The organism is Streptomyces sp. NPDC020422 (assembly GCF_044386705.1).
Classification (GTDB): Bacteria; Actinomycetota; Actinomycetes; order Streptomycetales; family Streptomycetaceae; genus Streptomyces.
The window spans coordinates 92,136-111,764 of the sequence record NZ_JBIRVJ010000004.1; the positions used below are offsets into that span (position 1 = coordinate 92,136).

A 19,629-nucleotide genomic window follows, 5' to 3' on the forward strand; every position below is an offset into this window, starting at 1 on the left:
AGGTGGCAAAGGCCACCTTGCCACCTGGCCGCCTCTAAAAGGGGGTTGGGGGGGGTGGGGGCGGCCCGTCGGCGTGGGGCCCCGCGTCGGTGCCGCGCGGATCGGCGCCCCTCAGTCGAAGTTGTCGCTGGCCAGGCGGAGCGCCAGTTCCTGGAGGATCGGTTCGGTGCCGGGTTCCGCGCCCGCGGCGTCGTGGGCGTCGGCCACGGCGTCGAAGGCGAGGATGAAGCCGTTCACGAGCGCGCTCAACGGCTCGGAGAGCTGCCCGAGGACGGCGAGCCCCGCCTCCTCCGCCGTCGCGCCGGCCGGCACCGAGAACTCCCGTGGAATCACCTCGCCGAGCAGGTCCGAGACGAGGCTCTCCTCGACACCGCCGCGCAGCGCCGTCAGAGCGGCGATGGCCTTGAGCTTGATCTCGTTCTCCCTCACAGGCCGAGCCTAGGAGCCGACCCGCGCCGAAATGGCGCGACACGAGACCCGCGGCTCTGCAACCCTGCGCCCTGTATGGGGACAGCCGAGACTGGGGGATCGATGGCGTTCGTACTCAAGGGGCCCGTGCTGGAAGGCGAACGCGTACGTCTCGAACCGCTCGGTCACCACCACGCGGCGGACCTCGCGGTGGCCGCGGAGGAGGAGCGCGGCTCGTACACGTACACCTGGGTGCCGACGGCCGCCGAGGTCGACACGTACATCGACACCCAGCTCGGCCGCGTCGCCGCGGGGACGCTCGCTCCGTACGCGCAGGTACGCAGGGACACCGGGCGGGCCGTCGGCGTCACGTCCTTCTGGGACCCCCGGCTGCGGGAGTCAGGCGACGCGCTCCAGGCGATCGAGGTCGGCTTCACCTGGCTCGCGGCCTCCGCCCAGGGCACCGGCATCAACACCGAGGCCAAGTACCTGCTCTTCCGGCACGCCTTCGAGAGCTGGCGCGTCTCCCGCCTCGACCTCAAGACCGACGCCCGCAACGCCCGCTCCCGCGCGGCCATCGCCAAGACCGGCGCCCACTTCGAAGGCGTCCTGCGCAACTGGTCCCGCTCCTGGGCGCCGGGCGAGGAGGGCAAGCTGCGGGACTCCGCGATCTTCTCGATCACGGATGCGGAGTGGCCGGAGTGCCGGGAGAGGTTGCTGGAGCGGTTGGGGCGGTTGGGGCGGTTGGGGTAGTCGGGTTCGCTCGGTTCGCTACGTTCGCTTCGTTCGCTTCGTTCGCTTGTGTTGTCAGTGGGGCACTGAATGATGGCCGCGACCGCCCGGACGACGAACGGAGCCCACCGCCATGGCCGAGGTACTGCTCTTCCACCACGCTCAAGGGCTCACGCCCGGCGTCCTCGCCTTCGCCGAGGAGCTGCGGCGGTCCGGGCACACGGTCCACGTGCCCGACCTCTACGACGGCCGGACCTTCGACAGCCTGGAGGCCGGTGCCGGGTACGCGCAGGAGGTCGGCTTCGGCACGATCGTCGAGCGGGGCGTACGGGCGGCGGACTCGCTCCCCCGCCGGCTCGTCTACGCCGGCTTCTCCCTGGGCGTCCTCCCCGCCCAGAAGCTCGCCCAGACCCGCGACGGCGCGGCGGGGGCGCTGCTGTTCGAGGCGTGTGTGCCGGTCGAGGAGTTCGGGGCGGGCTGGCCGGCGGGGGTGCCGGTCCAGATCCACGGGATGGACGCCGATCCGTTCTTCGTGGGCGAGGGGGACGTGGAGGCGGCTCGGGCGCTGGTGGAGGCGCACGCGGAGAGCGGTGAGCTGTTCCTCTACCCGGGGGACGGGCACCTGTTCGCGGACCCGGGGCTCGCCACGTACGACGCGAAGGCTGCGGGGCTGCTGACGGAGCGGGTGCGGGGGTTCCTGGCGGGGGTCGGGGTGTGAGCGAACGCGCTTGGGGGGTGCGGGTGTTGTTGTCGGTCCGGGCTCTGATTCACCAGATGGTAGGAAGGAAACGATCCACCATTTCACTACCGTGAGCAACGGCCCCAATACTCACTGCCACAGGTTCCGTTCGTGGTGCTCTGAGTGGAGGCGTTGTGCGCAAGTGGGTGTCGGTGGCGGTGGCCGCCGGGTTGTTCGTCGGGGGCGTCGGTGGGGCGATGGCGGACTCGTGGAAGGTGATCCCGACGCGGACCACCGACGGGTCCAAGTTTCGCGAAGCGAAGTACCGCTGGGAGCCCAAGGACAGCAACCATGGGGGCTTCCACTTCAAGGGCGATCTGGTCGACAGCCTCCCCAATGACGGGCACAACGTCTATCTGCAGGTGAAGGTCCAGGGGTACGGCTGGAGTCGTTTCAACGGCGTTCAAAGGAAGACCGTCCACCTGGACCAGGTCGTGTACGACGGCGCGGCCCTGTACTCCACGCAGGCCTGGATTCGAACGTGCCGCGATCGAGGCTCGCTGCGACCGGACAACTGCTCCCCCGAGCTCTCCTACAAGCGGAAGTGACGGCGAGGGAGGGCACATCATCATGAACGCCGTTCTCCGCGCCGAGGGCGTGGATCTCTTCTACGGGGCCCACCAAGCCGTCAGCGGCGCCGATTTCACGCTGCGGCGCGGAGAAGTGGCCGCTGTCATGGGAAGCAGCGGCTCGGGAAAGTCCTCGCTGCTCTACTGCCTGGCGGGGGTCCTGGCCCCGACGAGCGGACGCGTCGTCTTCGACGGTGTCGACCTCGCCACCCTCGACGACGACGAGCTCAGCACGCTGCGCCGCGAGCGGTTCGGCTTCGTCTTCCAGTACGGGGAGCTCCTGCCCGAACTGACCGTCGAGGAGAACGCCGCGTTGCCGCTTCGGCTCGCCGGGCAGCGCAAAGCGCCCGCGCACGCGGCGGCCGGTGAGGTGCTCGGGCGGCTCGGCATGACCGACCTGCTCCAGCGCAGGACCTCCCAGCTCTCCGGTGGGCAGAGCCAGCGCGTCGCCGTGGCACGGGCGCTGGTGCACCGGCCGGCCGTGGTGTTCGCCGACGAGCCCACAGGGGCCCTCGACAGCGCCAACGCCGCAGCCGTTCTGGAGGAGTTCCTGAGGCTGGCCCGGGACCAGGGGACGGCCGTCGTCATCGTGACGCACGACGAGAGCGTCGCCGCGCAGGCCGACATCCGGTACACGATGTCCGACGGAGTCCTGAAGTGAAGAGCTTCCTGTTCGGGCTGCGGCTGTTGTGGCGCGGCGGGCGCCGGGGGCGGGCCCGCTTCCTGCTGATGACCGGCGGATGCGCGTTGGGGGTGGCCTGTCTGGCCGCCGTACTCACCATTCCGGCGATCACCGCCGCGCACGACGCCCGCTCCGGCGACCGGAATCCCCGGCCCGTCATCAAGGAGATGGACCCTCAACCGGTCTCCCACATCTCCTTCGCCACTCGTGAGGACGCGTATGGTGCCGAGCCGCTCTACCGGGTTTTCGTCGCCCGCACAGGTCCCGGCCAGACGCCGCTGCCGCCCGGGCTGAACCGGTTTCCCGGTCCTGGCGAGGTCATCCCCTCGCCCCGGCTCCGCGAGATTCTGCATGATCATCCGGGGGTTTCCGGACTGGTGCCGGGCAAGGTGACCGGCGTCATCGGGCCCGCCGGGCTGGCCGGTCCCGACGACCTCTACGCGTACATCGGCCAGACAGAGCACCAACTTCCATCCGATGCACGCGAACTCGCCTGGTTCGGCACGCCTTATCCCTCGACTCCCGTCGTGGACGAGTCCACGCTCGACATCCTGCGCTTCACCCTCTCCTGCATCGTCCTGCTCCCGCTTGCCGTGTTCCTCTCCGTCTGCGCCCGGCTCTCGGCCGAGTCGCGGGCGCGCAGGCTCGCCGCGCTGCGTCTGGTCGGGCTGAGCGTGAAGGACACCCTGCGGGTCAACGCCGGAGAGACGGTCGCCGCGGCGTTCCTGGGAGCGGTGGTCGGGGTGATCGGATACCTCGGCTTCAACGAGGTCATGGCCCGGATCGGCCTGCCCGGGCTGCACTGGTACCCGGCCGACGGGCGGCCGGGTGTCGGCACGCTCGCCGTGTGTCTGGTGCTCTGCCCGACGCTCGCCTGGTTCGTCGGGCGGCGTTCGGCCCGTGAGGCCGCACTCACGCCGTTGAACGTCCGCAGGACCGCGCAGCGCAAGCCGCCGAAGAAGTACGGGACGTTGCTGCTGGTTCCGGGGCTCGGTGTCATCGGCGGGTACTGCGTCCTCAGCGTGCTCGGGCGGGACCCGTCCGGAGGCAGCGCCAGTTCGGTGCTCATTCCCGGGGCCGTGCTCCTGACCGGCGCCGGGCTGGTCTTCGGGCTCGCACCCGTCACCGCCTGGCTGGCCCGCCGACTGGCCGGCCACGTGCGCTCCCTGCCGCTCACCCTCGCGATGCGACGGGCCGAGGTCGAGCCGGGCAGCGCGCTGCGGGTCGTGACCGGGCTGGTGCTGCTGGTGTACGCGACCTCGCTGACGCAGGGGGTGCTCGTCGAGCTGGACCAGGTGAGCCGCCGTACCGCGCCCGTTCAGGAGTACGCCTTGCCCTTGGACTCGGTCGACGCCCATCAGCGGGTTCGGCTCAGTCACGTGGAAACAGTCAAGGGGCAGGGGCTCACCGCCGACTCATGGGTTCGTTCCCTCGAAGAGGACACTCCGAGGATCACCGCGGGCGTCGCCACGTGTGCACAACTCGCCGCCTTCACCAAGTCATCAAGCGGCTGCGTCGACGGCAGTGTGCTCCGCGTCCACGATCCCGACACTCTGCAGAGCCCGGCCGGCCAGCCCGGTCGCAGCTTTCCGTTCTTGCTCGACAACGGCAGCAAGGTCACCGTCGTCGTTCCGCGGGAGCAGGTGACGGTGTTCGCCTGGCAGCCTTCGGCGTTCTCAGGAATCGACGTCCTGATCCCGCCGTCTGCCCTCCCCCCAGGCACGGCTCTTGCCGACGGAACCCTCAGCCTCGCCACCGCTGCCGACGACGCCACCGTCCGCCGCACCCTCGACGCCATCGGCGCCATCGCGCCCACGGCCAAGGTCGAACCCGTAGGCATCGTCTTCGAGTCCCTGCACCAGCTCACCGTCATCCGCAGCCTCCTCGCCGCCGGCATGGTGCTCGGGCTCGTCGTCGGGGTCGCCGCGTTCGTCGTGTCGGTGGCCGATCGGGCGATGGAGCGGCGGGGGCAGGTGACCGCGCTCGCACTGTTGGGGGCGCGGGGCGGGACGTTGCGGGTGGCGCAGTGTGCGCAGGTGGTGCTGCCGCTCGGGGTGGGGCTCGGGGCGGCCGTGGTGACCGGGTGGCTGGCCGAGTCGAGCTATCTGATCACCGGCGGCGGCGCCGTGCACTGGGACTGGGCCGGGCTGCCGTTGCTGGTGGTGTCCGCGCTGGGGGTGCTCGTGGTCGGCGGGGTGGCCTCACTGCCGCTCGTACGGCGGCATGTCGATCCCGAGCACATCCGGCGGGACTGACACCGACCGGCCATCCGACCCGACCCGGCCCAACCCAACCAAGCCGACCTGATCCGACCCGACCCAACCAAGCTGGCCTGATCCGCCCCGGCCCGGCCCGGTCCAAGCCGACCTGATCCGACCCCGGCCCGGCCCAAGCCGACCGCCGACAAAATCACCTGAGGCCCCGCCGATGAGTTTTCGGCGCGGCCCCGGTCTTTCCTACGTGAAGTCGGCGACCGCCCGACAGACGTCGAACCCGCGCGTTCAGCCCGCGCCCCGCAGAGAAGAGGCCTCTCCATGTCCGCCGACGCCCCCGCCGTCAAGGGTCCCGCCAGCTACTTCCCCTCCATCGAGAAGAAGTACGGGCGCCCCGTCAGCGAGTGGTTCGAGATCATCGACGGCTCCCCGCTCGTCAAGCACATGGAGCTCGTCGCCTGGCTCAAGTCCGAGCACGGGCTCGGGCACGGCCACGCCAACGCCCTCGTCGCCCATGTCCTCGCCGACCGCAAGTAGTCCGGGCCCTGCCGTGCGCCTGCTCACCCGGCCCACCAGGGCCAGGGTCGCGGCCGCCGCGGCCAGTCCGGCGGCGAGGGCGGACCACCAGAGGGCCGGCGCGCCGACGCCCGTGTAGACGGTGACGCCGACGGTGAGGGCTCCGAAGCGGGCCACGCCCCAGGTCCAGCTGTAGGCGCCCTGGTAGCGGCCGCGGGCGTGGGCCGGGGCCAGGTTGGCGATGACGGCGGCCGCGATGCCCGCGACGACGACCTCGCCCAGGGACCAGACGACCACCGAGACCGTGAAGCCCACGATGCCGTCGGCGACGCCGGTCAGGGCCACGCCGAGCGCGATCAGGACGGTGCCCGCCGCCTGCACCGGCAGCTGGGGCAGCCGGGCCAGCCGCGCGGTCGTGAAGGGCTGCAGGGCGACCACCAGGACGGCGTTGACCGCCGCCATCGCGCCGTACACCGCCGGCGAGAGGCCGCTGTCGTGGACGGCGAGCGGCAGCGCGACCTCGGTGAGGGAGTACACGAACAGCTCGACGCCGAACAACGGCAGCAGCAGCATCACGAGCCGGTCGCGCAGCACCACCCCGTAGCCGATGCCGTCCTTCTCCGGCCGCGGCCCGCGCGGCGGTTCGCTCAGCCGGAAGGCGACGACGGCTGCGTAGATCAGCATCGTTCCCGCGTCGACCGCGAACAGCAGCCAGTAGCCCTGCGCGGCGAGCACGCCGCCGAGGACGCCCGCGACGGCCGTGCCGATGTTGACGCCCCAGCCGAAGAGCGCGTACGCCCGCTGCCGGCGTTCGGCGTCCACGGCGTCCGCCATCAGCGCGTACGCGGCGGGGGCGACGAGCGTGCCCGTGGCGCTGATCAGCAGCGCGGCCGCGGCCATCGTCCACACCCCCGGCGCCACGAACAGCGCACCCTGGGCGCCCGCCGCGCCCAGGAGGCCGATGAGCATCGTGGGGCGGCGCCCGATGCGGTCGGCGAGCACGCCGCCCACCGCCGGGCCGAGGAGGTTGCCGGCGCCGAGCGCGCCGAGGACGTACGAGGTGTCCGTGCCGGTCACCCCGCGCGAGGCCAGGAAGAAGACCAGGAAGGGCGTGACCATGTAGCCGAGGCGGTTGACGACCGTGCCGCCGAAGACCGTCCAGACCACCGGCGGGAGGTTCTTGAACGAGCTGAAGGGGGTGGTGGGGGTGGTGGGGGTGGAAAACTCGCGGGACTTGCGGGGCTCACGCGACTCGCGGGACTCGCGGGGCTCGCGGGGGCTATAGGACTCGCGCCGGCTGTGGGACTTGCGCGGGCTGCTGGAAGGGGTCCGTGCGGAAGGCATGGGGGGAGGTTGCTCTCCGGCCGCTCCCGGCTCCAATGATTAAGCTCAGACCGAATCCGACCGACACCGCCGGGGGTAGTACGCATGGAGTCCGGGCTCAGTTTCTCCGCCGCCGATCTCGCCCAGACCCGCTTCGCCGTCTCCCCCATGTGGGAAGTCGCCACCAGCTTCCGGCTCCTCAGGGACGCCGCCGACCCTCCGCTCCACCGCCGTTGGGCCGCCCAGGTGCGGCCCCGGATCGTCCGGGCCGGACTCGACCGCGGCCGGCTCGCCTCGCTCGTCCCCGCCCGCGGCTACCTCGCCGACTTCCTCAACCCCACCCCCACCGGGCCCTTCCCCTCCCTCGACGCCGAACTCGACGCCATCCGGCAGACCCCGCCCGACCGGATCGCCCACGACCTGGAGCTCCTCGGCCTCCGCCCCGGCACCTCCCTCGACCTCGATCGGCTGGCCGACGAGATCGGCACCTACTGGGAACTCGCCCTCGCCCCCTACTGGGCACGTATCCGCAGCCTCCTGGAGGCCGATGTCTTCCACCGGGCCCGGCAGGTCGCGGAGCACGGTTCGGCGCGGGTGCTCAGTGAACTCCACGAGACCGTGCGGTGGGACGACGGCACCCTGCGCCTCGTACGGCGCGCCTGCGCGCTCACCCGCGACCAGGCCGGTTCCGGGCTGCTGCTGATCCCCTCGGCCTTCGTCTGGCCGCGCGTCCTGACCCGTTCCGTCGCGCCCGACCCGCCCCAACTCGCCTATCCCGCACGCGGGATCGGCAACCTGTGGGAGCCCCGGACCACCCGCACCGCGACCGATGCCGTCGCCGCCGTCCTCGGGCGCTCGCGCGCCCTCCTCCTCGCCGAGCTCGACACCCCCGCCTCGACGACCCAGCTCGCCGCCTCCTCGGGCCTCTCGGCGGCCGGCGTCTCCCAGCACCTCATCGCCCTCAAGAACGCGGGGCTCGTCACGGCCCACCGCAGCGGCCGATCCGTCCTCTACGCCCGTACCGCCGTCGCCGACAGCCTGCTCTGCCCTACGGAGGAACCCGTATGACCGCCCCGACGAGCGACGCTACCGGCATCGACTGGACCGAGCACACCCTCGTACGCGACGACGGGGTACGGCTCTCCTGCCGCGACTGGGGCCGCCTCGGCATCCCCCGCCCCAGCCCAAGCCCCATCCCCCGCCCCCGTAGCCGAACCTTTCTCCTCCTCCACGGGCTCGCCGGGCAGGCCGGCGAGTGGGACGCCCTCGCGCGGCTGCTGCGCGCCGACGGGCACCGCGTCCTCGCCCTCGACCAGCGCGGTCACGGTGCGAGCGAGCGGCACCCCGCCGACACCTCGCGCGCCGCCTACGTCGCCGACGTCATCGCCGTACTCGACGCCCCCGGCCTGGACCTCGGGCCCGCACCGGCCGTCCTCGTCGGGCAGTCGTACGGCGGGCACGCCGCCCTCCTCACCGCCGCCGCGCACTCCGCGCGCCTCGCCGGAGCCGTCCTCGTCGAGGCCGGGCCCGGCGGGGCGGAACCGGGCCTCCTGGACGAGATCGGCGGGTGGCTCAGGGCCTGGCCGGTGCCGTTCCCCTCGCGGGAGGCGGCCGCCGCGTACTTCGGCGGCGGGCCCGTAGGGGACGGCTGGGCCGGCGGGCTCGAAGAGCGGGACGGGGGCTGGTGGCCCCGGTTCGACCCCGAGGTGATGGTCGCCTCGCTCACCGAGCTCGTCGGGCGGGGCGAACGCGCCTGGTGGGACGAGTGGGCCGCCATCGACACCTCGCTGCCGCTCCTCGCCGTCGTCGGCGAGAACGGGATCATCGCCTCGGCGGAGTACGACGAGATGGCCCGCCGCCGCCCCGGGCTGCGGGGCGTCTGCCTGCCCGGCGCCGGTCACGACCTGCACCTGGAACGTCCCGACGTGCTGCACCGCCTCATAGCGGCCTTCGTCGCCGAAATGCCGTGATCCGGGAGCCCGTTGGCCCGCCGGGTGCTTGCCTTCGAGTGGACTCCAACCCCTAGGGTGCGGCGCATGCGATATCGGGTACTCGGCGGGACCGGGATGGAAGTCAGCACGTACTGCCTCGGCACGATGATGTTCGGGGCGGTCGGCAACCCCGATCACCAGGACGCCGTACGGATCATCCACGCCGCCCTCGACCAGGGCGTCAACTTCGTCGACACCGCCGACATGTACTCGGCGGGCGAGTCCGAGGAGATCGTCGGCAAGGCGCTCCGCGACCGGCGCCGCCGCGAGGACACCGTGCTCGCCACCAAGGTGTTCTTCCCGGTCGGCGGCGAGGGGCCCAACCGGGGCGGCTCGTCCCGCCGTTGGATCACCCGTGCCGTCGAGAACAGCCTCAAGCGGCTCGGCACCGACTGGATCGACCTCTACCAGGTGCACCGTCCCGACCACCGCACCGACATCGAGGAGACCCTCGACGTCCTCGGCGACCTCGTCAGCCAGGGCAAGATCCGGGCCTTCGGCTGCTCGACCTTCCCCGCCGAGGACATCGTCGAGGCGCACGCCGTCGCCGAACGGCGTGGTCTGCGCCGCTTCCGCACCGAGCAGCCCCCTTACTCGCTGCTCGCCCGCGGTGTGGAGGCCGGCGTGCTGCCCGTCGCCCAGCGGTACGGGATGGGGGTGCTGACCTGGAGCCCGCTGGCGTCCGGGTTCCTCAGCGGCGGCTACCGCCAGGGGCGGCCCGTCGACCTGACCCGCGGGCGCGCCGCGCTCACCCCGCACCGTTTCGACCCGGCCATCCCCGGCAACCAGGCCAAGCTCGACGCCGTCGAGCAACTCGTCGCCGTCGCCGACTCCCTCGGCTGCACCCTGCCCGAACTGGCCGTCGCCTTCGCCGCCGCGCACCCCGCGGTGACCTCGGTGATCCTCGGCCCGCGCACGATGGAGCAGCTGGAGGGGCTGCTCAAGGGGGCGTCCGTGGTCCTCACGGACGAGGCCCTGGACCGCATCGACGCGATCGTGCCGCCCGGCACCGACCTCTACCGCCCCGACGGGGTCTGGCGCCCGCCCGCCCTCACCGACGCCGCCCTGCGACGCCGCCCGGTGGGAGAGAGGGCAGCGGCCGACTGACGGGCTTGGGTGTGCCGACGAGGGTGCGTGCGTGGACGGGGGTGCGTGCGTGGGCGGGGGTGCGTGCGTGGGCGGGGGTGTGTGGGCGGGGGTGCCTGGGAGGCCTCCCGATCCGTTCCGTCTGACCTCGTCGAGGCCCTGCCGGGCGTCATGCTGGACCCATGCAGAAGAACCGCGAGCACAGCACCCCGCGGGCTCCTCGCCCGGCCACCGCGGCCACCCCGCGGGTCATCGGCCCCGAAGAGCGCCGCGCCCGCCTCGCGCTGCGGCACCGGCTGGCCGGAGCGGCGCGGGCGGAGACCGCGGAGGAGGTCGCCGGTGCGCTGGTGGCACTGCACGCGACCGACCCCGCGACCGTGTTCCTGGCGACGGGGGCGCGGCTGGGCGCGGACCGGGACCCGGTGGCGGAGGTGGAGCGGGCGCTGTACGAGGAGCGGACGCTGACCCGGATGCACGGCATGCGGCACACCGTCTTCGTCGTCCCGTCCGGTCTCGCCGCCGCCGTCCACCACTCCACCGCCGACGCCGCCGCCGCCCGCGAACGCGCGTCCCTCCTCAAGCACTTGGCGGCGGGCAGCGACCTCGACGCGGTGTGGCTCGCCGAGACCGAGCGCCAGGTGCTCGCCGAGCTGGCGGCCCGGGGCGAGGCGACCGGAGCGGAACTCGGCAGCGCCGTACCGCGGTTGCGGGAGCAGTACGTGTACGGGGTCGGCACCGCCCAGGAGGGGCCGCAGGCGGTGTCCAGCCGGGTGCTCCGGGTCCTCGGCATGGAGGGCCGGATCGCCCGGGGCCGGCCGCAGGGCGGCTGGACGTCGAGCCGCTACCGCTGGGCGCTGACCCCGGCCCACGCCGAACTCCCTCCCGCCGAGGCCCGGTCGGAGCTGGTGCGGCACTGGCTCGCCGCGTACGGACCGGCCACCGAGGCGGACCTGAAGTGGTGGACGGGGTGGAAGGTCACGGACGTGCGGCGCGCCCTGGCGGCGGTCGACGCCCGGCAGGTGCTGCTCGACGAGGGCCCGGGACACGTCCTGCCCGACGACCTCGATCCCGTACGACCGGATGCCGCGGGCCCCTGGGCGGCGCTGCTCCCGGCGCTCGACCCGACGGCGATGGGCTGGCAGTCCCGCGACTGGTACCTGGACCCGGACCATCGTCCGGCCCTCTTCGACCGCAGCGGCAACATCGGCCCGACCGTGTGGTGGAACGGGCGGATCGTCGGCGGCTGGGCGCAGCGCCCGGACGGCCGGATCGTCCACCGGCTCCTCACCGACGTCGGCGCCGAGGCCGCGAGGGCGGTGGAGGCGGAGGCGGCGCGGCTCGCGGAGTGGGTCGGCGAGGTCCGGATCACTCCGCGTTTCCGCACCCCGCTGGAGCGGGAGCTGTCGGCGGCCGGGGCCTGAGGGCCGCGCCTCGCCCGTCCGGGGGAACCCGTACAGGTGAGCTCCGGCGAGGTGTCGAGGAACGCGGCCCGGCTCCGACGTCTCCTGTGAAGGGCACCACGGAGGGAGCCCCGTACGGGGGATCCCGTACCAAGGGATCCCGTACCAAGGGATCCCGTACGGAGGGATCCCGTACGGAGGGATCCCGTACCGAGGGACCCCGTATCCACGGACAAGGAGATGGCCATGAAGTACCTGGTGATGGTGCAGGGCGCCCAGGCCGACTACGACGCCATGAACGGCAAGGCGTCCGAGCACAGCCCCGCCTGGAGCGAGCAGGAGCTCAGGGCGATGTTCGCCTATATGAACGCGATCAACGACGACCTGGCGGAGAGCGGGGAGTTCGTGGACGCCCAGGGGCTGGTCGAGCCCGCGAGGACCCGGTTCGTGACGGCGGACGAGGACGGGCGGCCGGTCGTCACGGACGGCCCGTACGGGGAGACGAAGGAGGTGCTCGCCGGGTACTGGGTGCTGGACTGCGCGAGCCTGGAGCGGGTGACGGAGATCGCGGCGCGGGTGGCGCAGTGCCCGGCGCCGGTCGGTTCGCCCGTCTACCCGGTGGTGATCCGGCAGATCGACGAGGCCGGCGGGGCGGACCTCGGCGGAGGCGAGATCGGTTGACCCTCCCGGAAGGGCGGGGGCCCGCCGCCGGCCCCGCCACCGAGGACCTGCTGCGCCGCCACGCCCCGCAGGTCCTCGGCGCGCTCGTACGCCGCTACGGGCACTTCGACGCCGCCGAGGACGCCGTGCAGGAGGCGCTGCTCGCCGCCGCACGGCAGTGGCCGCAGGACGGGGTGCCGGGCAATCCGCGCGGCTGGCTGATCCGGGTGGCGTCCCGGCGTCTCGCGGACGCGCTGCGGGCGGAGGAGGCGCGGGCCCGGCGGGAGGAGACGGCGCTGCGGCTCGAACCGCGCGACCCGCGGGCGGCGCCGGCCGACGACGACACGCTCACACTGCTCTTCCTCTGCTGCGACCCGGTGCTGACGCCGCCCGCCCGCATCGCGCTGACGCTGCGGGCGGTGGGCGGTCTGACGACGGCGGAGATCGCCCGCGCCCATCACGTGCCGGAGGCGACGATCGCGCAGCGGATCAGCCGGGCGAAGGCGCGGCTGCGCGCGGCCGGCGCCGACCACCCCTTCCGCCCGCCGTCCCCGGAGGACCGCGACGCCCGCCTGCCCTCCGTCCTCCAGGTCCTCTACCTGATCTTCAACGAGGGCTACACCGCCACCTCCGGCCCCGCCCTGCACCGCGGCGAGCTGGCCCGCGAGGCGATCCGGCTGACCCGGGCGACCCGACGGCTGCTGCCCCGCGAGGGCGCGGTGACGGGTCTGCTGGCGCTGATGCTGCTGACCGAGGCCCGCAGTGCGGCGCGTACGGGCCCGGACGGCGAGCTGGTGCCCCTCGACGAGCAGGACCGCGGCCGCTGGGACCGGGCGGCCGTCGCGGAGGGCACCGCCCTGGTCGAGGAGGCCCTGACGGAAGGCCCGCCCGGCCCGTACCAGCTCCAGGCCGCGATCGCCGCCCTCCACGACGAGGCCACCGGTCCCGCGACCACCGACTGGCCCCAGATCCTCGGCCTCTACGACGTCCTGGTGACGAAGACGCCGGACCCGATGGCGGAGCTGGGCCGCGTGGTCGCCCTGGCGATGGTCGACGGCCCGGAGGCGGGCCTGGCCGCCCTGACCGCCCTGGAGCCCCGCTTCCCCGACTCCCACCGCCTGGCCGCCGTCCGCGCCCACCTCCTGGAACGCACCGGCGCCCACCAGGCCGCCGCCGACGCCTACCGCACCGCCGCCCGGGGCACCCTCAGCCTCCCGGAACGCCGCTACCTCCAGACCCGCGCGGCCCGCCTCGATCCGTGACGGGCGTGCCCACGGCACCCATGGGCACCGGAACACCGCAGCGGCAGGTGTCATCCTTGGGCGGACACGTATCTGTGGAGGAGTGGTTGTGGAACTGGATCTCGCGGGCGCCGAGCTCAAGTCCGTGCTGAACCGGCTGCGCCGGGCCCAGGGCCAGATATCCGGCGTGATCCGGATGATCGAGGAGGGGCGCGACTGCGAGGAGGTCGTGACCCAGCTCGCCGCCGCCTCCCGGGCGCTGGACCGGGCCGGGTTCGCCATCATCGCGACCGGTCTGCAGCAGTGCCTGACCGACGTCGAGGACGGCCGCAGGACGGGCGAGGACCGCGAGCAGATGCGCGCTCGCCTGGAGAAGCTCTTCCTGTCCCTGGCGTGAGGCCCGGCGGCCCCCTGAGGCCGAAGGAACCCGAAGGGCGCCCGAAGGCACACGAGGGCACCCGAAGGCACCCGAAGGTCCGAAGGCCCGAAGGCCCGAAGGCCCGAGCGCACGGGCACGCGTACACACCCACACACCCACACACCCACACACCCCCAACAGAAGTACCCCCGGAGCCTCCGCCCCGGGGGTACTCGCACATCGCGCGCCGTCGCGCGACGGGTCAGTCGACCGCCAGGCCCTTCAGGCGCTTCGCGATCTTCGCCAGGCGCTCGCCCTGGTGGCGGGCCGCCGCGAGGACGTTCTCCTCGGGGGCGCCGTTGGTGCTGGCGTGCGAGGTGCCGTAGGGGTTGCCGCCGGCCGCGTAGACCGACGGGTCGGTGAAGCCGGGCGAGACGATGACCGAGCCCCAGTGGTGGAACGTGTTGTAGAGCGCGAGGAGCGTCGACTCGTTGCCGCCGTGGGTGTTGTAGGCGCTGGTGAAGGCGGTCGCCGGCTTGTCGGCGAGCACGCCCTGCTGCCACAGGCCGCCGGCGGTGTCGATGTACTGCTTCAGCTGGGCGGCCACGTTGCCGAAGCGGGTCGGCGAGCCGAGCGCGTACGCGTCCGCCCACTCCAGGTCCTCGAGGGTGGCGATCTCGACGTCGGCGGTCGCCTCGACGTGGGCGCGCCAGGCCGGGTTCGCGTCGATGGCCGCGTCGGGGGCGAGCTCGGGCACCCGGCGGAGGCGGACCTCGGCGCCGGCCTTCTCGGCACCCTCGGCGACGGCCTGGGCGAGCTGGTGCACGTTCCCCGTGGACGAGTAGTAGACGACGGCGACCTTGACGGACATGGCGGGCTCCTCGATCGAGCTAAGCGGATTGCTTTCCGATTCGACTCTCCGAGGCTAAGCGGAGCGCTATCCGATTTGCAAGGGGGACGGGTATGCTCGTGGTCAGGAACGAATCGAGGGGGACGTGCGCCACAAGGGAGGCATCCGCAGATGAGCACGAAGAACCCGCAGGCCAGAGACGGGTCGGCGCCGATGCTCAACCTGCTGCCGATCGCCGGAGGCCCCGCCCCCGAACGCGCCGACGCCGCCCGCAACCGGCGCAAGATCCTCGACGCGGCCGCCCGGATCGTCGCCGAGGAAGGCCCCGAGGCCGTCACCATGAACCAGGTCGCCCACGCCAGCTGTATAGGCGTCGGGACGGTCTACCGCCGTTTCGGCGACGTCGCCCAGCTGCTCCTCGCGCTCCTCGACGACCGTGAGCGGCAGTTCCAGGACGCGTATCTCAACGGACCCCCGCCACTCGGCCCCGGCGCCCCGGCAGACGAGCGGATCGACGCCTTCCTCGACGCCCTCGTCGACCGCTCCGTCGAACAGCGCGAGATCCTGCTCGCCGCCCAGACCGCCGCGCCCGTGGCGCGCTACGGCAACGGCGCCTACCTCGCGATGCACCTCCACCTGACCCTGCTCATCGGCCAGGCCCGCCCCGAGGCGAACGCCGCGCTCCTCGCGCACCTGCTCCTCGCGCCGTTCTCGCCGAGCCTCGTCCACCACCTCTCGGTGGACAAGGGCCTGTCGTCCGAGGAACTCAAGTCGGGCATGCGGCAGTTGCTCCGGCTGCAGAGCCGCGCCGCGCGCTAGGGCCGACCGCTCCCCGGACAGCGGTGGACCGGCAGGCCGTCCAGGCCGCACGATCGGCGCCATGACCACGTATCTGATCCTGCACGGCTACCAGAACCACCGCCCGCCCGGCCACTGGCACCACTGGCTCGCCGGCACGCTGCGCGAGCGCGGGCACGAGGTGCGCTACCCGCAGCTGCCCGAGCCCGACGCCCCGGTCCTCGCCGAGTGGCTCGACGCCCTGGAGGAACACGGGAAGCGGCCCGCCGAGGGCGAGTTCGTGGTCCTCGCGCACAGCCTGGGGGTACTGCTCTGGCTGCGCGCCGCGGCGGCCGGGCGGCTGCCCCACGCGGACCGGGTGCTCCTGGTCGCGCCGCCCTCCCCCGGCGTCACCGCCTCCATCCCCGAGATCGCCGGCTTCGCCGACGGCCTCGACCTCGCCGCCGTCCGCCTCGGCGCGCCCGCCCGGCTCGTGTACGCGGCGGGCGACCCCTACTGCCCCGAGGGCGCCGCACTCCACTACGGCGTCCCGCTCGGCCTCGACCTGGACGAGGTGCCCGGCGGGGCCCATCTGACCCCGGACTCCGGGTACGGGGAGTGGCCCTCGGTCCTGGAGTGGTGCGAAAACCCGGCGGCGCGGGTGGGCGCCAACCGCTAGCGTCGGCCGGATGCCGCACAACGATCGCCACCGGCCCTTCCCCGAGTCCGACCCCTACGCCGAGGGCCTGCTCGACGTCGGCGACGGCAACCACGTGTACTGGTCCGTCGCCGGCAACCCCGACGGCAAGCCCGCCCTCGTCGTGCACGGCGGGCCGGGCTCCGGGTCCTCCCCCGGGGCGCGGCGGCTCTTCGACCCCGAGCGGTACCGGATCGTCCAGTTCGACCAGCGCGGCTGCGGCCGCTCCACCCCGCACGCGAGCGACCCGGCCGTCGACCTGTCGGTGAACACCACCGCCCACCTCGTCGCCGACATGGAGCGGCTCCGGGTCCACCTGGGGGTCGACCGCTGGCTGCTGTACGGCGGTTCCTGGGGCTCGACGCTGATCCTGGCCTATGCGCAGGCCCATCCCGAGCGGGTGAGCGAGATCGTGCTCGCCTCCGTCACGACCACCCGCCGCTCCGAGACCGCCTGGTTGTACGAGGGCGTCGGCCGCTTCTTCCCCGAGGCCCACGAGCGGTTCCGCGCGGGCGCGGGCGCGGGCGGAGCGGCCCCGGCGGCCGGCGGGGCGGAGCTGGTCCGGGCGTACGCCGCCCTGATGAACCACCCCGAGCTGCCCGTACGGGAGAAGGCCGCGGCCGACTGGTGCGCCTGGGAGGACGCCGTCCTGTCGATGGAGGGCCAGGGCACCCCGTACACCGACCGGGTCGACGCCGCCCGGCTCGGCTTCGTCCGCATCTGCTCGCACTACTTCGCCCACGGCGCCTTCCTGGAGGAGGGCGTCCTGATCGGGAACGCCCACCGGCTCGCCGGCATCCCCGGCGTCCTGGTGCACGGCCGGCTCGACATGGGCGGGCCGCTCACCACCGCCTGGGAGCTCACCCGCGGCTGGCCGGACGCGGAGCTGTACGTGGTGGAGCAGGCCGGGCACCTGGGCGACGGCGAGACCCGGGCGCGAGTGCTCGCCGCCCTCGAACGCTTCGCAAAGGGGTGAACCACCGGGCGGGCGGGGTGCGCGGGCGCGATGATCCGGTCATGAGTCCCGAGATCCACCTCGCCCAGCAGCCCGAGGCCGACGAGCTGCTCGGCCGCTCCCCGCTCGCCGCCCTGGTCGGCATGCTGCTCGACCAGCAGGTGCCGATGGAGTGGGCGTTCTCCGGCCCGTACACGATCGCGAGCCGGATGGGCCACGACGACCTGGACGCGCGCGAGATCGCCGCCCGGGACCCGGAGGCCTTCGCCGCCCTGCTCTCCGAGAAGCCGGCCGTGCACCGCTACCCGGGCTCGATGGCGGGGCGCATCCAGCAGCTGTGCCGGTTCCTCGTCGAGGAGTACGACGGCGACGCCGAGGCGGTCTGGCGGGACGCGGCGACCGGGCGGGAGCTCCTCGACCGGCTCCAGGCGCTGCCCGGGTTCGGCGAGCAGAAGGCGCGGATCTTCCTGGCGCTGCTCGGCAAGCGGTACGGGGTGCGCCCCGAGGGCTGGCGGGAGGCGGCGGGCCCGTACGGCGAGGCGAACTGCTACCGCTCGGCCGCGGACATCACGGGCCCCGAGTCGCTGGCGAAGGTGCGCGCCCACAAGCAGGAGATGAAGGCGGCGGCCAAGACTGCCAAGAGCACCAAGAGCACCAAGAGCACCAAGAGCACCAAGAGCACCAAGAGCACCAAGGATGCCAGGCCCTCCAAGTCGGCCAAGTCGGCCAAGAGCGCCGAAACGAACAGGAATTGATAATTCCTGATGTCAATCTCGGTCGACCTGACAGGAATTGCGCCGGATGTGTTCACAGAATCCCTCACCCGTCGCTAACTTCCCTTTCACCTCGTACGAACCGGGAAGGACTTCTGTGAACGCTACCCAGCGCAGAGCCGCCGCCGTTCTGGCCGCTGCCGCACTCGCCACCCCGCTGGTGCTCGCCGCGCCCGCCACCGCCACCCCCGACCCCGGGGCCGCGGCCGCCCGCGACGCCGCCCGGCTGGCGAGGAAGCTGGTCCGCGAGACGTCCGCCCAGGACGCCTACAAGCACCTGCAGAAGTTCCAGGCCATAGCCGACTCGGCCGGCGGCAACCGCGCGGCCGGCACCCTCGGCCACGACGCCTCGGCCGCGTACGTGTACACGCAGCTCAAGAAGGCCGGCTACGCCGTCACGTACCAGAAGTTCGACTTCATCTACACCCAGACGCTCGCCGAGAAGGCCGCCGTCCTCTCCCCCGCCCCGCGCGACCTCGCCATCAAGGCGATGACCTACACCAAGTCGACCGCGGTCGGCGGCGTCACGGCCGACCTGGCCGCCGTCCCGGTCGACGCCGACGGCAGCACCGGCTGCGAGCCGGGCGACTTCGCCGCGGGCGCCTTCACCGGCAAGGTCGCGCTCATCAAGCGCGGCGGCTGCAACTTCTCGGTCAAGCAGAAGAACGCGGGCGCGGCCGGCGCGATCGGCGCGATCGTCTACAACAACGCCGACGGCGTGCTCGCCGGCACCCTCGGCGCCCCGTCCGCCGAGGGCGTCCCGACCGGCGGCATCACCAAGGCCGCCGGCGAGGCGCTCGTCGCCGACCTCGCCAAGGGCCCGGTGCGCCTCTCCTTCGAGATCCGCCAGCTCCAGGAGAAGCGTTCCACCAACAACGTCATCGCGGAGACCGTCGGCGGCAACGCCGCCAACACCGTGATGCTCGGCTCCCACCTCGACTCCGTCACCGCGGGCCCCGGCATCAACGACAACGGCTCCGGCTCCGCCGGTCTGCTGCAGACCGCCCTGGAGCTCGCCAAGTCCAAGGAGAAGGTCCGCAACAAGATCCGCTTCGCCTGGTGGTCCGCCGAGGAGAACGGCCTGCTCGGCTCCGAGCACTACGTCGAGAACCTCGGCGAGCTCGGCAAGAAGGAGATCAAGCTCTACCTGAACTTCGACATGATCGCCTCGCCGAACTACGGGCTGTTCGTCTACGACGGCGACGACTCCGACCACGTCGGCGCGGGCGCGGGCCCCGAGGGCTCCGCCCAGCTGGAGCGCGACATCACCGACTTCATGGACGAGCGCGGGATCCCGCACGAGGGCACCGACTTCACCGGCCGCTCCGACTACGGCCCGTTCGTCGACGCCGGCATCGCCTCCGGCGGCACCTTCACCGGTGCCGAGGGCATCAAGACGGCGGCCCAGGCCGAGAAGTTCGGCGGCCAGGCGGGCGTCGCGTACGACGTGAACTACCACGAGAAGGGCGACACCCTCGCCAACATCGACATGACGGCGTTCGACGTCAACATCGACGTCATCGCCCACGCCGTGGGCACCTACGCCCACGACATCAGCTCCCTGAAGCGGCCCGTCGTCTCCGTCCCGACCACCGGCGACGCGGGCAGCGGCGGCGGTCTGCACGACGACCACCACGAGGTCACCGAGTAGGCGCCGGC

Annotated in this window: 20 protein-coding genes and 1 pseudogene; 18 read left to right on the forward strand and 3 right to left on the reverse strand. The window is 72.8% G+C overall.

Going from position 1 to position 19,629, the window contains the following annotated elements:
• Window positions 1-111: 111 nt before the first annotated feature.
• Window positions 112-429 (reverse strand): hypothetical protein, encoded by a 318-nt coding sequence (locus tag ACH414_RS11170; RefSeq protein ID WP_382538628.1) that lies wholly within the window; start codon window positions 427-429, stop codon window positions 112-114.
• Window positions 430-531: 102 nt separating this feature from the next.
• On the opposite strand from ACH414_RS11170, the gene ACH414_RS11175 reads away from it, so the two are divergent.
• From ACH414_RS11175 to ACH414_RS11200, 6 genes are all read left to right on the forward strand, one after another.
• Window positions 532-1,161: a GNAT family N-acetyltransferase gene (locus ACH414_RS11175; RefSeq protein WP_398941577.1), complete on the forward strand. Its 630-nt coding sequence runs from the start codon at window positions 532-534 to the stop codon at window positions 1,159-1,161.
• Between the two features lie 112 nt (window positions 1,162-1,273).
• Window positions 1,274-1,858, forward strand: coding sequence for a dienelactone hydrolase family protein (locus ACH414_RS11180; RefSeq protein ID WP_398941579.1), 585 nt, complete (start codon window positions 1,274-1,276; stop codon window positions 1,856-1,858).
• A 155-nt stretch (window positions 1,859-2,013) separates the two neighbouring features.
• On the forward strand, window positions 2,014-2,427 hold the full coding sequence (locus tag ACH414_RS11185) for a hypothetical protein (protein ID WP_398941581.1): 414 nt from the start codon (window positions 2,014-2,016) through the stop codon (window positions 2,425-2,427).
• A gap of 22 nt (window positions 2,428-2,449) precedes the next feature.
• The gene (locus ACH414_RS11190; RefSeq protein WP_398941582.1) at window positions 2,450-3,109 is read left to right on the forward strand and encodes an ABC transporter ATP-binding protein; all 660 of its coding nucleotides are present in this window, start codon (window positions 2,450-2,452) and stop codon (window positions 3,107-3,109) included.
• Window positions 3,106-5,385, forward strand: a complete 2,280-nt coding sequence (locus ACH414_RS11195) for an FtsX-like permease family protein (protein WP_398941584.1) — start codon at window positions 3,106-3,108, stop codon at window positions 5,383-5,385. The genes ACH414_RS11190 and ACH414_RS11195 overlap by 4 nt, the downstream gene beginning before the upstream one ends.
• A gap of 279 nt (window positions 5,386-5,664) precedes the next feature.
• Window positions 5,665-5,880, forward strand: coding sequence for a DUF4287 domain-containing protein (locus ACH414_RS11200; protein WP_398941927.1), 216 nt, complete (start codon window positions 5,665-5,667; stop codon window positions 5,878-5,880).
• Between the two features lie 156 nt (window positions 5,881-6,036).
• Here the strand turns inward: ACH414_RS11200 and ACH414_RS11205 are convergent.
• A pseudogene (locus ACH414_RS11205) lies at window positions 6,037-7,203 on the reverse strand (MFS transporter); the annotation flags it as partial.
• 84 nt (window positions 7,204-7,287) lie between these two features.
• On the opposite strand from ACH414_RS11205, the gene ACH414_RS11210 reads away from it, so the two are divergent.
• The 7 genes from ACH414_RS11210 (at window position 7,288) to ACH414_RS11240 (ending at window position 13,957) form a co-directional block, all read left to right on the forward strand.
• Window positions 7,288-8,250, forward strand: coding sequence for a DUF5937 family protein (locus ACH414_RS11210; protein WP_391769697.1), 963 nt, complete (start codon window positions 7,288-7,290; stop codon window positions 8,248-8,250).
• Entirely contained in the window at window positions 8,247-9,152 is a 906-nt protein-coding gene (locus ACH414_RS11215) for an alpha/beta fold hydrolase (protein WP_398941586.1), read from the forward strand. The genes ACH414_RS11210 and ACH414_RS11215 overlap by 4 nt, the downstream gene beginning before the upstream one ends.
• A gap of 66 nt (window positions 9,153-9,218) precedes the next feature.
• On the forward strand, window positions 9,219-10,280 hold the full coding sequence (locus tag ACH414_RS11220; protein WP_382538649.1) for an aldo/keto reductase: 1,062 nt from the start codon (window positions 9,219-9,221) through the stop codon (window positions 10,278-10,280).
• Between the two features lie 161 nt (window positions 10,281-10,441).
• A complete protein-coding gene (locus ACH414_RS11225) occupies window positions 10,442-11,680 on the forward strand; it encodes a winged helix DNA-binding domain-containing protein (protein ID WP_391769699.1) in 1,239 nt (412 codons plus the stop codon).
• A 225-nt stretch (window positions 11,681-11,905) separates the two neighbouring features.
• Window positions 11,906-12,340 (forward strand): YciI family protein, encoded by a 435-nt coding sequence (locus tag ACH414_RS11230; RefSeq protein ID WP_386562976.1) that lies wholly within the window; start codon window positions 11,906-11,908, stop codon window positions 12,338-12,340.
• Window positions 12,337-13,581: an RNA polymerase sigma factor gene (locus ACH414_RS11235; protein ID WP_391769700.1), complete on the forward strand. Its 1,245-nt coding sequence runs from the start codon at window positions 12,337-12,339 to the stop codon at window positions 13,579-13,581. Before ACH414_RS11230 ends, ACH414_RS11235 begins: the two co-directional genes overlap by 4 nt.
• An 88-nt stretch (window positions 13,582-13,669) precedes the next feature.
• Complete coding sequence (locus ACH414_RS11240) at window positions 13,670-13,957, forward strand: metal-sensitive transcriptional regulator (protein WP_382538661.1); 288 nt, start codon at window positions 13,670-13,672, stop codon at window positions 13,955-13,957.
• Between the two features lie 223 nt (window positions 13,958-14,180).
• On the opposite strand, the gene wrbA is transcribed toward ACH414_RS11240, so the two are convergent.
• Window positions 14,181-14,789, reverse strand: a complete 609-nt coding sequence (gene wrbA / locus ACH414_RS11245; RefSeq protein WP_382538664.1) for an NAD(P)H:quinone oxidoreductase — start codon at window positions 14,787-14,789, stop codon at window positions 14,181-14,183.
• A gap of 150 nt (window positions 14,790-14,939) precedes the next feature.
• Here wrbA and ACH414_RS11250 point away from each other — a divergent pair, with 150 nt between their 5' ends.
• From ACH414_RS11250 to ACH414_RS11270, 5 genes are all read left to right on the forward strand, one after another.
• Window positions 14,940-15,587, forward strand: a complete 648-nt coding sequence (locus ACH414_RS11250; RefSeq protein ID WP_382538667.1) for a TetR/AcrR family transcriptional regulator — start codon at window positions 14,940-14,942, stop codon at window positions 15,585-15,587.
• A gap of 61 nt (window positions 15,588-15,648) precedes the next feature.
• Complete coding sequence (locus ACH414_RS11255) at window positions 15,649-16,224, forward strand: RBBP9/YdeN family alpha/beta hydrolase (RefSeq protein WP_398941591.1); 576 nt, start codon at window positions 15,649-15,651, stop codon at window positions 16,222-16,224.
• A 10-nt stretch (window positions 16,225-16,234) separates the two neighbouring features.
• The gene (gene pip, locus ACH414_RS11260; RefSeq protein WP_398941593.1) at window positions 16,235-17,218 is read left to right on the forward strand and encodes a prolyl aminopeptidase; all 984 of its coding nucleotides are present in this window, start codon (window positions 16,235-16,237) and stop codon (window positions 17,216-17,218) included.
• 41 nt (window positions 17,219-17,259) lie between these two features.
• Window positions 17,260-17,952 (forward strand): HhH-GPD-type base excision DNA repair protein, encoded by a 693-nt coding sequence (locus ACH414_RS11265; RefSeq protein WP_398941595.1) that lies wholly within the window; start codon window positions 17,260-17,262, stop codon window positions 17,950-17,952.
• Window positions 17,953-18,067: 115 nt separating this feature from the next.
• Window positions 18,068-19,621 carry a M28 family metallopeptidase gene (locus ACH414_RS11270; protein ID WP_386562993.1) on the forward strand — a complete coding sequence of 518 codons (1,554 nt, stop codon included), beginning with the start codon at window positions 18,068-18,070 and terminating at the stop codon, window positions 19,619-19,621.
• Window positions 19,622-19,629 lie beyond the last annotated feature (8 nt).